This is a genomic window from Streptomyces sp. NPDC033216, assembly GCF_055577115.1.
In genome coordinates, this window is the sequence record NZ_JBVIQK010000004.1 from 39,002 (window position 1) to 53,091 (window position 14,090).

The window sequence follows — 14,090 nt, forward strand, 5'->3', positions numbered from 1 at the left end:
CCCGTCCGCTGGAGCGTGGTGGGCCTGTTCGCGGGAGCGCGGTGCGCCTCGTGGCGGCGAAGTGGTGCGCCTCGGCGGTGCGGGCGGCGGTCCGGCCGTGGGACCGCGGGCCGGGCCGTGGGGTCAGCCGGCGACCGACGCCTTGCCCGAGTCGGAGGCCGGTGCCGACGGTTCGACCGGTGTGGCCGGTTCGTCGCGGCGGAACGGGCGCATCAGCCCTCCGATGACCGAGAAGCGCCCCTGGCTCTTGTTGTAGACGTCGAAGGCGACGGCCAGGAGGAGGACCAGCCCCTTGATGATCTGGACCATGTCGGAGCCAACCCCCTCGAGTTGCAGGCCGTTGTTGAGCAGCGCCATGACCAGGCCGCCGACGATGGAGCCGCTGACGGTGCCCAGGCCGCCGGAGACCGCCGCGCCGCCGATGAACACGGCAGCGATGGCGTCCAGTTCCCAGCTCAGGCCGTCCTGGGGCCCGGAGGCGGCGGACCGGGCCACGAAGATCATGCCGGCCAGCGCCGCCAGTACGGACATGTTCAGCATGACCAGGAAGTTGACCCGCTTGAGTTTCACACCGGACAACTCGGCCGCCCGGGCGTTGCCGCCGACGGCGTAGATGTGCCGACCGCCGATGGTGTTGCGGGTGTAGTAGGAGTACGCGAGCACCAGGGCGATCAGGATGATCCCGGAGATCGGCAGACTGGTGCCGATCCGGCCGCCGGCGAAACGCAGCGTCGCGAAGACGATGACACCGATCATCACGGCCAGGCGCACCGCCGTGATCCAGACCGGCGCCAGGTCGGCGTTCATCTCGCGCCGGGTCTGGCGCGCCCTCCACTCGCGCCACACGACACCCGCGCAGGCCGCCGCGCCGAGCAGCAGGGTCAGGTTGTTGTAGCCGGTGTCGGGTCCCACCTCGGGCAGGAAGCCGGCGCCGATCTCGCGGAAGCCCTCGGGCACCGGCACCGTGTCGGCGTTGCCGATGTACTGGTTGCCGCCGCGGAACAGCAGCATGCCGGCGAGGGTCACGATGAACGCCGGTACGCCGATGTAGGCGACCCAGAAGCCCTGCCAGGCGCCGATCGCCACGCCGACGAGCAGGCCGAGCGCGATGCCCAGTGGCCAGGAAAGGGAGTACTCCTGCATCGCCTTGGCGACGACGATGCCGGTGAAGGCCGCGACCGAGCCGACCGACAGGTCGATGTGCCCGGCGACGATCACCATCAGCATGCCGATGGCGAGGATGAGGATGTAGGAGTACTGGCTGACGACCGCGATGAGGTTGCCGGAGGTGAGGGTGAGACCCCCGGTCCAGATCTGGAACAGGGCGATGATGGCCACCAGGGTGGAGATCATGCCGAACTGGCGGGCGTTGGAGGTCGAACCTCCGAAGAGATTCTTCTGTAGGTCTTTTGTGCGGCTCATGAGGTGGCGCTCTTCTTGGTAGCGGTCATCTGCTTCATCAAAAGTTCCGGATCGGCGTCGCGGCGCTGCACCTCGCCGGTGATGGTGCCTTCGAACACGGTGTAGACGCGGTCGCACAGTCCGATGAGTTCGGGCAGTTCGGAGGAGATCACGATGACGCCCTTGCCCTGGGCGACCAGCCGCTGGACGATCCCGTAGATCTCGTACTTGGCACCCACGTCGATGCCACGCGTCGGCTCGTCGAGAATCAGCAGGTCGGGGTCGGTGAACATCCACTTCGCCAGGACGACCTTCTGCTGGTTGCCGCCGGAGAGCTTCACGACGCCCTCGTCCACGCCGGGGGTCTTGATCCTCAGGCTCTGCCGGTACTCCTCGGCGATCCGGTGTTCGCGGACCGGGTCGATGACCGTGCGCCGGGCGATCTTCGACAGCTTGGCGGCGACCATCGACGTCTTGATGTCGTCCAGGAGGTTCAGGCCGATCGACTTGCGGTCCTCACTGACGTAGGCGAGGCCGTGCCGGATGGCGTCCGACACCGACTTCAGCTGGATCTCCCGCCCGTCCTTGAAGACCCTGCCGGACAGGTAGGTGCCGTAGGAGCGGCCGAACAGGCTCATCGCCAGTTCGGTGCGGCCCGCGCCCATGAGCCCGGCGAAGCCGACGATCTCGCCGCGCCGGACGTGGAAGGTCGAGCCCTTGCACACCAGCCGTTCGTCCGAACTGGGGTGCCGTACCGTCCAGTCGCGGACCTCGAAGAAGACCTCGCCGATGTCGGGCGTCCGGTCGGGGAAGCGGCTGTCGAGTTCCCGGCCGACCATGCCGCGCACGATGCGGTCCTCGTCGACGCCGTCGGCCTTGACGTCGAGGCTCTCGATGGTGCGGCCGTCGCGCAGGATGGTGATGGTGTCGGCGACCGCCTCGATCTCGTTCAGCTTGTGCGAGATGATGATCGAGGTGACGCCCCGCTCCCGGAAGCCGCGCAGCAGGTCGAGCAGATGCCGGGAATCGGCCTCGTTGAGGGCCGCGGTCGGCTCGTCGAGGATGAGCAGCTGCACGTCCTTGGCGAACGCCTTGGCGATCTCGACGAGTTGCTGCTTGCCCACGCCGATGTCCTTGATCAGCGTGTCGGGGTCCTCCTGGAGACCGACCCGCGCCATCAGTTCCAGGGCCCGGCGCCGGGCGGCCTTCCAGTCGATGGCGCCGCGCCGACGTGGTTCGTTGCCGAGGAAGATGTTCTCGGTGATCGACATGCCGGGAACCAGGGCCAGTTCCTGGTGAATGATCACGATGCCGGCCCGTTCGCTGGCCCGGATGTCGTGGAAGCGGACCTGATCCCCCCGGTAGACGATCTCACCGGTGTAGCTGCCGTGCGGGTGCACCCCGCTCAGCACCTTCATCAAGGTGGACTTGCCGGCACCGTTCTCGCCGCAGATCGCGTGGATCTCGCCTTCCCGCACGGCCAGAGTGACGTCGGCGAGCGCCTTGACGCCCGGGAAGGTCTTGGTGATGGACCGCATCTCCAGCAAGGTCGGGGCGGCGCTCATGAGCACCGCCCCGCACCGCGGCGGGCGCATCGGCCGCTCGGATCCGCGCCGTCGGGCATGCGGCATTTCGTGGACATCAACTTGCCTCCGATGGCAGCGCGCTGTGCCGTCGTGTCCGGGGTGTCGTCTGCGGCCGGACACTAAATCCATTTGTTTTACTAAGTCAATGGGCCGGTGAGGATATGTTTGTCGGGGGCAATCAGAGAGGACCGCGCGTGCGGCAGGCAGGAACGAACCTTCCCAAGGTCGGGCGATACAACCGGGCCGTGGTCCTGGACCAGATCCAGCTCGCCGACGGCATCAGCCGGGTCGAGATCGCCCAGCACACCGGCCTCACACCGCAGAGCGTCTCCGGCATCGTGCGCCGGCTGCTCGACGAGGGCATCGTGCGGGAGGACGGCGCCAGCCGCGTGTCCAGCGGGGGCAAGCCCCGCACCACCCTGCGCCTCAACGCGGACGCGGGCAGCGCGGTCGGACTCCACTTCGACCCGGTCGAACTCAGCTGCACCGTGGTCGATCTGCTCGGCCGGCCCCTGGTCGTCAGGAAGCGGCCCCTCGACCCGGGCGCCGACCCCGCGGTGGTCGTGCAGGCCATGACCGAACTGGTCGCCGAGGTGCTGGCGGAGGCCGGGGTCGCGCGCGACAAGGTCCTCGGACTGGGCCTCGCCACCCCGGGACCGATGGACCTGAAGCACGGGACGATCGTCGGCGCCCCCCAGCTCGCCCACTGGACGCGGGTGCCGGTGCAAAGGATGCTGAGTGAGGCCACCGGCCTGCCGGTGACCCTCGACAACGACGCCACCGCGGCCGCCGTCGGCGAACGCTGGTCGGGGGCCGGCAAGGGCGTGGCGGACTTCGCCTACTTCTTCTTCGGCACCGGAGTCGGCGGCGGCCTGGTCCTGAACCACCAGGTCTACAGGGGCGGTTCACTGAACGCAGGCGAGTTCGGCCACTCCTCCGTGCTGCCCGACGGACCGGAGTGCTACTGCGGCAACCGGGGCTGTCTGGAGAGACTCGTCAACCCCTCGGCGGTCGTCGCCGAGGTACATCGCCGGCTCGCCGCCCCGGCCGCGGACAGTGTGCTGTCGCAACCGTTCTCGGAGGATCCCGCCTCGGTAGACCACGCCGCGATCCGGATCGCCGCCGCCGCGGGCGACCCGGTCGCCGCCGCGGTCATCGACGAGAGCGCGCACCATGTCGCCTCGGTCGCGGTCGACATCGCGAACTTCATCGACGTCGATCTCATCGTCCTCGGTGGTCACGGCATCCAGCACGTGGAGTCGCGATACGTCGATGTCGTCGCCGCCGTGCTGGCCCGTCGCCCGCTGTCGCGCCACGTCCGGGTCGTCGCGGTCGAGGCATCGCCGCTCGGCACCGACGCCGCGGTGGTGGGCAGCGCCGCGCTCGTTCTGCACGCCACCTACTCACCGCAGTTGTCGGCGCTGCTCGCGGACTGATCGCCGTTCGCCCGGCACGGAAGCGGGGTCCGTGAGGGCAGTTCAGGCGCGGACCAGCTCCAGCGCCTCGCGCAGGTTGTGCTCGGCTATGGCCGCCATGGCCGCCCGGTCGGGGAAGTCGCCGTCCAGCAGGCGTAGCGGACCCGCCGTCAACGAGATTCGCTGGGCGAGTGTGTAGAGCCCGAGCCGGGTCTCGTCCAGGCCCTCCGCCTCCAACGGACGGTAGGCGTCGTGCAGGCGGATCCTCAGGAAGGCGTGCTCCCACTCGACGTCGAAGTACATCGTGCCCTCGATGTCGATCAGCACGGGGTTCCCGTACTCGTCCACGAGCACGTGGTCGGGGCCCAGTTCGCCGTGGACGGCGGCGTGTTCGGCGCGTGGCCGCACCGCTTCCGCCAGGTCCAGCAGACAGCGCGCCAACCGGTCACGGGCAGCCGCGATCCGCGGGTCGCGCGACGCGGCCTCGGCGAGGTCGCGCAGGGCGCGGTCCAGGACGACCGCCTGACAGGACGACCCGCGGGAGGTTCCTCCTCCGTCGACCACGGCCACCTTGCCGTAGGCGGGCGCCCGATGGCGTCGCATCGCCTCCAGCGCCTCCCCCAGCCGCGCCATGACGGGGGCGGCCGCGCGTGGGTCCCGGGCGAGCAGTTCCTCCAGGTTCTCGCCCGGGAGGTCCTCGACGATCGCCAGGTCGGCCGGGCCGTGGGCGCCGTCGCGGTCGACGAGACGGATCGCCGGGACGCGGACGCCGAGAGCGGCCAGCCGCGCGTGCGCCGCCTCGAACAGGTCGAGACCGAGGCCGGGTGAGAACGGGTCGGTGAGGTCGTCGTCGCCCCGGGTCGCCGGCCAGTGGTTCTCAGCGGGGTCCCACAGGTAGGCGATCGCCGTCGTCGCGTCGTCCATCACGAGTCGGTACACGCCCTTCCTGCTGCCGCCCGCGACCCGTACCGCTCGCTCCAGTCGCCGCCCGCCGCCCGCCGCGGCCCGCGCCGCGCTTGCCAACCGCTCACGCGAAGCCGCCCCGGCCACCACGTTCCGCACCGTCCCTCCACCACGCCGACTCGGGAACCCTACGCGGGTGCCGACTCGGGGACGACCGGTTTCTCACCTGCTCAGGACCGCGGTATCCGCCGGTCTCCGTCGTGAAGCACGGCTCGGCGGACGGACGGTTTCCCTGGCCGGATCAGCCGGCCCGGACCGGCCGTGTTGCACGGTCGCAGTGGTGGGGCGACCTCTACACTGCGATCACTTTCGTGCAAAAGATGGCTATTTGTCACCATTCTCGCGGATTCCGGTCTTCCACCGTCTGTCCGCTGCCCGAGGAGGCACCCCGTGACCATCCTGCCCCGACGCGGCGTACTGCGGAGCCTGCCGCTCGCCGCCGGAGCGGTTCTGACCGCTTCCCCGACGAGCGCTCGCGCGGTGTCGCGCCGGGAGGACGAGCACGCCTTTCCCCAACCGGAGACGCGCAGGACCCCCACGTGGACGAACCGCCTGACCACACAGCTGACGGTGGGGTTCGGCGAACAGGTGATCCCCGGGATCGGCACCGTCCTCACCCGCACCTACGAAGGGGCGCTCCCCGGACCCACCTTGCGGGTGCGCCCCGGGGACGACCTCGAGATCACCCACATCAACGCGCTGCCGCCCGACGCCACCGGGCCGCACGGAGACGTCAACGTCCCCCACCGCTTCAACACCTTCAACCTGCACACCCACGGCATGCACGTCGACCCGACGGGCGAGGCGGACAACGTCTTCCGCGCCTTCGAGCCCGCGGAGGTCGCCGGAGGCACCACGAGTCACCGCAGCAGGGTCACCGTCCCGGCCGGGCATCCGGCCGGGACCTTCTGGTACCACCCCCACCATCACGGATCCACCGCCACCCAGGTGCTCAACGGCATGGCCGGCGTGATCGTCGTGGAGGGCGACGTCGACGAGGTCCCGGAGATCGCCGCCGCCCGGGACGTCGTCGTCTGCGTCAACGAACTGCGCCTGGACGGTGGGCGGGTGCCGGATCTGACGTCGGAGGGCGCTTTCGAGGGCCTCGCCCCCACCTTCCTCGTCAACGGCGCGAAGAACCCCGTCCTCACCATCGCTCCGGGAGAGGTCCAGCGGTGGAGGATCGTCCACGCCGGAGCGCTCACCCCGCTCTCGCTGCGGCTGGACGGGCACACGATGCACAGGATCGCCCGGGACGGCATCACCTTCATGGCCCCCGTCGCTTCCTCCACGGTGGCGCTGCCCATGGGCGGGCGGGCGGACGTGCTGGTCCGCGGCGGCGAACCCGGCACGTACGAACTGATCACGGACGGTGTCGACAGGCCTCTGATGACACTGGTCGTCACCGGCCCCGCCCGCGACATGTCACTGCCGGCCGCCCTGCCCGGACGGCCCACCAGCCTGCCCGAGCCCACCCGCACCCGACATGTGGCCTTCCGCAGTCACAGCAACGTGTTCGCCGGCGACTTCCCCAACGCCTACCGCATCCTCGGCGACGGAGAGACACCGCACGCCGACGCTGCGGCGGGGCCACGGGACCCCGCCTGGGGCCGGTTCGCCCCCGGTCACGTCAACCACCGCATCAGGCTGGGCGAAGTGGAGGAATGGACCGTCGCGAACGACTCGCACAGCCATCCCCATCACCCCCTCCACCTGCACACCAACCACTTCCTGGTCACGGCCGTCAACGGTCGAGCCCTCGCGACCCCCGTGTGGCACGACACCGTCGGCATCCCGCCCCGCGGCACGATCACCTTCCGGCTGCGCGCCGAGGACTTCGTGGGCCGCTCGATGCTGCACTGCCACCAGGTCCAGCACGAGGACCAGGGCATGATGCAGATCATCGAGTACGTTCGCTGAGTCCGGCCGTCGGCGGGGCGGTACCTCCTCGTCGCCGTCGACGGTGGTGGAGTCGGCGAGATCCTGTCACCAAGCTGTGAAGAACCCGAGAGACGCTGGAACAGCACTCCGGCACACCGCTTCTCATCGGGGGAACCACACCATGAGCACCGAACGCAGAGCCGCCGTCGTCCTCGCCGCCCTGTCCGCACTGGCACTGACCGCCTGCGGGCCCACCGGGGACGACGCTGCGGGCGACACCGGAACCACGCCGGCCACGAGTCCGTCCGCGAAGCCGTCAGAGGCACCGACGAAGGCACCGACTGGGTCGGCGTCACCCGCCGCAAGCTCGTCCGACGGCAAAGGCGAGCCCTCGGCCGACCACGACGTCTTCCCGTGCAGCACGTACGACGTCACGTTCACCGCGAGTCTCGCCGAACCGACCACCAGCAGCTACCTGCTGAAGGTCACCAACAAGAGCACCAAGGCATGCAGGGCGCTGGGCCACCCGGTCGTGACCTTCGGTGAGCTGGACGGCCAGGCCGCGGAGCGGGGCGAGGCTCCCGGCATCGAGGACGCGCTCAGGCTCGAGCCGGGCGAGTCGGCCTACGCCGGGCTCATGGGTGGCGCCGACGACGGCGAGGGCAGCACGGTCGGTTCGATCGCGATGACCATGAACACCGAGTCCGACCTCGAACAGACCCCCCTCAGCGCCTCGACCCCCGGTCTCCACGTCTCGCCCGACACGAACTCCGTGACGCCGTGGATGAACAACGTGGAGGACGCGCTCAGCCTGTAACCGGGCCACACGCGCCCCGGTCGCGCGGTGGAACCTCGGGCGCGTGACCCTGCTGGGCGACAGCGCCCACGCGATGGTGCCGTTCCAGGCCAGGTGCGGCCCAGGCGATTGCGGACGCGCTCGTGTCCGGCGACGGTCTCGCGGGTGCGACGCGGGCGGACGTGCCCGAGGCGTTCGACCGGTACGTGGCCCGGCGGGGGTCGGGAGCCCCCCGCGCGTGCAGGCCGGTTCCGCACGGGCCGGTGAGGAATACCACCTCCCCGACGGGCCGAGGCCCCGGGGCGCAACGCCCGCCTGGCGTCGTGCGCCGCCGAGAACAGGTTCGGTACGCATGCGGCGGTCCGGGCGGCCGACATCCTCACCGAGGAGGCGCCCCCCATGACTGGTCCCCCGGACGGTGCAACCATTCCGCCCGGTGGACTGTCTCACCTGATAACAGTCACACGCACCTCTAGGGGGACATCATGGTGCGAACCAGAACCATTTGGGTCGTCGCCGCTCTCATGACCGCCACGCTCGGCGCGGCCGCGGTCCCGGCTCAGGCCGCCCCGGTCGCCGCCACGCGCGCGGCCGACGCCTGCCCCACCGGCTGGGGCAGCCTCGACAAGGCGTACAGCGCCGGCACGCAGACGCCGGTGCGCAACGCCCGCACCGGCCAGCACGACTGCTACGACCGGCTCGTCATCGACGTCCCGGGCGCGACCGCCGGTGGCCTCGGCTACTCGGTCCGCTACGTCGACCGGCTGTACCAGGACGGCTCCGGCCGCTACATCCCGGTCGGCGGCGGGGCGATCCTGGAGGTACGGGTGAGCGCGCCCGCCTACGACCCCGACACCGGCGCCCCGACCTATCCCGCGCCCATCGCCCAACCGCTGCCGGGCGTGAACCTCACCGGCTACCGGACCTTCCGCGACACGCGGTACGCCGGCAGTTTCGAGGGCGAGACGCAGGTCGGGCTCGGGGTCCGTGCGCGGCTGCCCTTCCGGGTGCAGCGCCTCGACGGCCACCTCGTGATCGACGTCGCCCACAGCTGGACCGCCGCCCGCTGACGCCGGCCCGCTCCACCGCCCCGGTGCCCAGGCCCACGGGGGCCGACGGCACCGGGGCACGCGCGGTCGGCTCAGACCCGGCGGGCCGGGGCCCCGACCTCCTCGTACAGCCGGTCCGACGTGGCGATCAGTTCCGTGCGCTCCCGCGCCGAACCCACCATCGGCGGGGACCCCTTCAGCGCCACCTGCGCGCTCTCCGGCAGGAACCGGACCGTCAGCAGCCCGACGACGCCCGCCGCGACCAGGTAGTAGGCGGGCATCAGGTCGTTGCCCGTGACCTCGATGAGTGCCTCCGTGACGAGCGGGGTGGTGCCGCCGAACGCGGCGACGGCGAAGTTGAAGCCGATGCCCATGGCGCCGTAGCGCACGGCCGTCGGGAAGAGGGCGGGCAGGGTGGCGGCGCTCGGCGCGGCGAAGCCGGCCAGGAGGGTGGACAGGATCAGCACGCCGAGGACGGGCGGCCAGATCCCGTCCGCCTTGATCAGCAGGAAGGACGGGACGGCCAGCAGGACCATCGCGGCGGCCGCGACGCCGTACACCGGGCGGCGGCCGACGCGGTCGCTGAGCCTGCCGATGAAGGTGATCAGCAGGACGATCCACACCATGCCCACCAGTACCAGGAGGTCCGCCGAGCCGCTCGAACGGTTCAGCGTCTCCGTCTGATAGGTCGGCAGGAATCCCGTGACCATGTAGTTGGTGACGTTGTAGAGGAGCACGAGTCCGGCGCAGATCAGCAGCGCCCGCCAGTGGTCGCCGATGATGGTGCGGAACTCGCCGCCCGCCGACTCCTTGGTCTGCGTGTGCTCGTGTTCCTCGAGTTGCTGCTGGAAGGCCGGCGACTCCTCCAGCTTGAGCCGGATGTAGAGACCGATGACGCCCAGCGGTCCGGCGATCAGGAACGGGACGCGCCAGCCCCAGTCGAGCATCTGGGCGTCGGTCAGGGCGAGATTCAGGCCGGTGACCAGGGCGGATCCGAGGGCGTATCCGACGAAGGTGCCGAAGTCGAGCCAACTGGAGAGGAAGCCGCGGCGCCGGTCGGGTGAGTACTCGGCGACGAAGGTGGTCGCGCCGCCGTACTCTCCGCCGGTGGAGAAGCCCTGCACCATGCGGGCCAGCAGGAGCAGGACCGGGGCGGCCATGCCGATGGTGGCGTAGCTGGGGATGAGGCCGATCGAGAAGGTGCCGACCGCCATCATGATCATGGTGGCGGCGAGGACCTTCTGCCGTCCGATCCGGTCGCCGAGCGGGCCGAAGACCAGTCCGCCGAGCGGGCGCACCACGAAGGCGGCGGCGAACGTCGCGAAGGAGGAGATCAGCTGGGCGCCGGGGGACGCTCCGGGGAAGAACACCTTGCCGAGGGTGGCGGCGAGGTAGCTGTAGACACCGAAGTCGAACCACTCCATGCAGTTGCCGAGCGCGGACGCGCCGACCGCGCGGCGCAGCAACGGGCCTTCCACGACCTGTACGTCGTCCTCGCGGAAGGCCCGCTCGTTGCGCCTGATCCTGCGGACCAGGTCCGTACGGACCTGGACGGGCAGGTCGGCCGCAGTGCCGCGCGGAGCCGGGGAGCCTTGGGACAGTATGTCGGCCACGTAGCCAGGCACCTTTCCTCGATCACACCATCTGCAACATATGCGCTGTCTGCCCCCTACAGACACAGTGGCGCACTATGTGCTGCTGCCCGAGCCCGCGGATGTCACACCCGCGGATCCCCATTGCTGTCTCCGCTCCCGTCCGGACCTCTGGCCGACCGGCCGCGGGCGGGCCGGTCGGGTCCCAGCCGGATCCCCTCGTCGCCCCCTCGCGTGCGGAGGAGTGTTCGCGAAGACATGGGAACACCGCGAAGGGGCATCCGAATCAGCGCGAGACACGCACACCGACAGACCGCGGCCCGTCCCACCCGTTCGGTCCGCTACAACGCCAACCGGGAGTATCCAATGACGAGTTACGGCAGCCCCTCTGCCGCGTCCGCCGGGTCGCGCACCAACGGCCTGGCGATCGCGAGCCTCTGCTGCGGCGTGATCGGCCTGTTCGTCCTGAACATCGTTCTGGGCCCGCTCGCCATCGTCTTCGGCGCCATCGCCCTGCGCCAGGCCGCCGCCAGGAACGGCGCCGGAATGGCCAAGGCCGGTCTCATCCTGGGCATCGTCGACGTGGTGCTCTGGATCGTCCTGCTCGCCGTCGCGGCCAACGGCGGCTTCGGCTGGTACGTCGGCGGCTGACGGGGCCCGCCACGTCCTCGGGGGCGGGTGCGCCGCACCGGCCGGATCACGGCGGCTCGGTCCGGGATCACACAGCCGTGGCGCCCGGCAGCGCGTACTCGTCCCTGCGGCCGCACATCCCGAAGCCCTCGAGCCGGGTCGGCGCGGCCTCGTACGCGGTCGCGCCGCCGAGATACGTCGGCTCTCCCGCCGCCAGCGCATCGAGCTGGACGCCGGTGCGTTCGGCAGCGGCCAGCGCACCCGCCCGCCACAACTCGCGCCACATGGGCACCCTCTCGCGTACCAGAGCGGCGGCGGCCCGCTGGAACGCCAGGAACGGCTCGCCGTCCCCGGCGACGAGAGCATTCCGCAGGCCCAGGTACCCCTCGACCGCGAGATCCCGGCGTCGGCGCGCGGCGGCGGCCACCTCCGGGCCCTGGCCGGGCGGGAGCGCCGCGGCGGCCGCGTACCTCCGCGGGTCGGCCAGCACTTCGGTCGGGAAGGTGAAGACGGCGTCCCCGGCCTCGGGCAGGCCGCTGTTCTGCATCAGCACCGTGACACGCAGACCGCCGCCCTGCACCATCCGGTGCACGGTGCCCGGCGTGAACCAGGCCACCGATCCCGGCCGCAGGGAGATGTTCCGGTGTCCGTCGGGGCTCAGGGTCTGCACCGCTCCCCGGCCAGCGGTCACCACGTACGCCTCCGTGCACACCAGGTGCAGATGGGGACTGCCGCCGCACACGCCGTCGGCCGCCTCCCAGTCGTAGGCCGTCAGGTGGGAGAGACCGACGGCGCCGGGCAGCGGGCCCGGCAGTGCGCAGTCCGACTCGCTCACCATGACCCACCCCTCGCCAGAAAGCGCTTACCCATCAGCCTTGAGCCTAGGTCAGTGGCCAGGCCGGGACAAGGCCGGCCGCCCGTCCGGGACCGAGGCCGGATGCCTCGCGTGCGTCGGCCGGCGAAGACGCGATGCCCTCGCCGGTCGACGGGGAAGGGTCGCTCAACCGGTGGCGCAGGCCGTGCCGTTGAGGGTGAAAGCGGTCGGTGCCGCGTTGGTGGTGCCCTTGGTGCCGATGAAACCGACGGTCACCGTTCCTCCGGCCGGGATCGTCGCGGTGTAGGGCGCAGCGGCCACGCTCACCGCGCTCCCGCTCTGGGTGGGGGTGCCACCCCACATGTGGGACACCGTCTGGCCGTCCGGGAAGGTGAAGGCGAGAGTCCAGCCCTTGACCGGTGCGGAGCCGGTGTTGCGGAGCGTGATCTCGCCCTGGAACCCGCCGGGCCACTGCCCCGCCACGCGGTAGCCGGCCGAGCACGCGGCGCCCGGGGTGCCGCCGTCCTCGTCGGTGGTGACGTCCACCGTGGCCGACCGCGCCGAGCGGTTGCCGGCCGCGTCACGGGCGTAGACCGCGAAGGTGTACGCCGTGTCCGGCGCCAGGTCCGTCAGCGTCGCGGTGTTCGCCGTGGACGCCGCGGCCTTCGTCTCGGTGGCGCCGCTGATCCGCACGACGTCGTATCCGCTCACGCCGACGTTGTCCGTGGCCGCGCCCCAGGTGAGCGTCGCTGAGGTGGCCGAGACGACGGAGGCCACCGGGGTGCCGGGGGTGGTCGGCGCCTGGGTGTCGGCCGGGTTGCCGCCCCCGAACACGGTGGCTTCCCGGGCGGTCTGGGCGATGCCGTCGACGCCGTTGAAGATGCGCTGCCCCCAGGAGCTGAGGCGGGTCGGATCGAAGTCGATCGCGAGGTCGAGCACCGGGTCGGTGTTACCGCTCCAGGACCAGGCCAGATAGCCGAGGTCGAGCCGTTCGGCGGTGGCCATCATGGTGTCCTCGTCTGGGTCGCCCCACTGGTCGGCGGGTCCGCCGAACTCGCCGATGAGGACGGGGAGTTTCGCGCTGACGAAGGCGTTGAGGTAGTCGGTGATCTCCGCCGCGGTGTCGAAGACGCTGTACATGTGGATGGAGAAGATCAGGTTGCCGCTGGGGTCGGCGTCGTAGACGGTCCGGGCGTTGGCGCGCATGACGCCCTGCCAGTCCTGACCCCAGTTGGGGGCGTCGACCATGATCGTGTGCTGGAGACCGGCGTTGCGCAGCTTCTTCACGGCGGCGATCGTCGGCTCCGTCCAGCCCTCCGGCGCGGTGTTGCCCCAGGGCTCGTTGCCGATGTTGACGATGACGTAGTCCTCCTGGCCGGCCAGGACGTCCTTCAGGCCGATCCAGTAGTCCGCGGCGTGGTCGAGAGTGCCGGCGGCCGCCTCCTCGCCGTAGCCGGTGGTGTCGTGCACCTCCAGGACGCAGATGAGGCGGTTGGCCTTGCACCGGTCGATGACGGAGGCCACGTCCGCTGGGGTGTTCCTGGCCCAGCGGTGGCCGTCGGAGAGGACGACGCGGACGGTGTTGGCGCCGAGCGCCTTGACGTCGGCGAGGGACTGCGTCTCGCCGGGGTACCAGGTGTGGGCGTGGTTGACCCCCCGCATGACGAAGTCGTTGCCGTTGCCCTCCAGCAGACGGCCGTCGCTGATGTGCAGGCCGGTGGCGAGGGCACGGGGGGACTCGGCGGCCTCCGCGCCGCCCGGGGCCAGGAAGCCCAGGAGGACCGCGAGTGCGAGCAGAGCGGCCAGGACGGGCAGACGCGTGGGGGCGGGCGAATCGGCGGAGGCGGGCGAACCTGCGGGGGCGGGCAGATACCTCGTTCGGGTCGTACTGCGTGCTCTTCTCACTACGACTCCAGGAGTGAGCGCCAGAAACTCAGGCATCGGGAGGATGGGATGGGAGCGC

Annotated in this window: 11 protein-coding genes; 5 read left to right on the forward strand and 6 right to left on the reverse strand. The window is 70.8% G+C overall.

Annotation, left to right across the window (positions count from 1 at the left end):
• Positions 1-123: 123 nt before the first annotated feature.
• Both mmsB and mmsA read right to left on the reverse strand, forming a co-directional pair.
• The gene (gene mmsB, locus ACZ5Y0_RS09620; protein ID WP_469128077.1) at positions 124-1,422 is read right to left on the reverse strand and encodes a multiple monosaccharide ABC transporter permease; all 1,299 of its coding nucleotides are present in this window, start codon (positions 1,420-1,422) and stop codon (positions 124-126) included.
• Entirely contained in the window at positions 1,419-2,966 is a 1,548-nt protein-coding gene (gene mmsA, locus ACZ5Y0_RS09625) for a multiple monosaccharide ABC transporter ATP-binding protein (RefSeq protein WP_469128078.1), read from the reverse strand. Before mmsA ends, mmsB begins: the two co-directional genes overlap by 4 nt.
• A 215-nt stretch (positions 2,967-3,181) precedes the next feature.
• On the opposite strand from mmsA, the gene ACZ5Y0_RS09630 reads away from it, so the two are divergent.
• Entirely contained in the window at positions 3,182-4,423 is a 1,242-nt protein-coding gene (locus ACZ5Y0_RS09630) for an ROK family transcriptional regulator (protein WP_469128079.1), read from the forward strand.
• Between the two features lie 42 nt (positions 4,424-4,465).
• On the opposite strand, the gene ACZ5Y0_RS09635 is transcribed toward ACZ5Y0_RS09630, so the two are convergent.
• Complete coding sequence (locus ACZ5Y0_RS09635; protein ID WP_469128467.1) at positions 4,466-5,341, reverse strand: phosphotransferase family protein; 876 nt, start codon at positions 5,339-5,341, stop codon at positions 4,466-4,468.
• A 414-nt stretch (positions 5,342-5,755) separates the two neighbouring features.
• Between ACZ5Y0_RS09635 and ACZ5Y0_RS09640 the strand changes: the two genes are divergently transcribed.
• The 3 genes from ACZ5Y0_RS09640 to ACZ5Y0_RS09650 all read left to right on the forward strand — a co-directional run bounded on the left by ACZ5Y0_RS09640 (position 5,756) and on the right by ACZ5Y0_RS09650 (position 9,112).
• On the forward strand, positions 5,756-7,285 hold the full coding sequence (locus tag ACZ5Y0_RS09640) for a multicopper oxidase family protein (RefSeq protein WP_469128080.1): 1,530 nt from the start codon (positions 5,756-5,758) through the stop codon (positions 7,283-7,285).
• Between the two features lie 142 nt (positions 7,286-7,427).
• A complete protein-coding gene (locus ACZ5Y0_RS09645) occupies positions 7,428-8,063 on the forward strand; it encodes a DUF4232 domain-containing protein (protein WP_469128081.1) in 636 nt (211 codons plus the stop codon).
• Positions 8,064-8,527: 464 nt separating this feature from the next.
• A complete protein-coding gene (locus ACZ5Y0_RS09650) occupies positions 8,528-9,112 on the forward strand; it encodes an AMIN-like domain-containing (lipo)protein (protein ID WP_469128082.1) in 585 nt (194 codons plus the stop codon).
• A 71-nt stretch (positions 9,113-9,183) separates the two neighbouring features.
• On the opposite strand, the gene ACZ5Y0_RS09655 is transcribed toward ACZ5Y0_RS09650, so the two are convergent.
• On the reverse strand, positions 9,184-10,704 hold the full coding sequence (locus tag ACZ5Y0_RS09655) for an MFS transporter (protein WP_469128083.1): 1,521 nt from the start codon (positions 10,702-10,704) through the stop codon (positions 9,184-9,186).
• 345 nt (positions 10,705-11,049) lie between these two features.
• On the opposite strand from ACZ5Y0_RS09655, the gene ACZ5Y0_RS09660 reads away from it, so the two are divergent.
• Positions 11,050-11,334: a DUF4190 domain-containing protein gene (locus tag ACZ5Y0_RS09660; RefSeq protein ID WP_469128084.1), complete on the forward strand. Its 285-nt coding sequence runs from the start codon at positions 11,050-11,052 to the stop codon at positions 11,332-11,334.
• Positions 11,335-11,401: 67 nt separating this feature from the next.
• On the opposite strand, the gene ACZ5Y0_RS09665 is transcribed toward ACZ5Y0_RS09660, so the two are convergent.
• Complete coding sequence (locus ACZ5Y0_RS09665; protein WP_469128085.1) at positions 11,402-12,151, reverse strand: cupin domain-containing protein; 750 nt, start codon at positions 12,149-12,151, stop codon at positions 11,402-11,404.
• A gap of 162 nt (positions 12,152-12,313) precedes the next feature.
• On the reverse strand, positions 12,314-14,068 hold the full coding sequence (locus ACZ5Y0_RS09670) for a cellulase family glycosylhydrolase (RefSeq protein ID WP_469128086.1): 1,755 nt from the start codon (positions 14,066-14,068) through the stop codon (positions 12,314-12,316).
• Positions 14,069-14,090 lie beyond the last annotated feature (22 nt).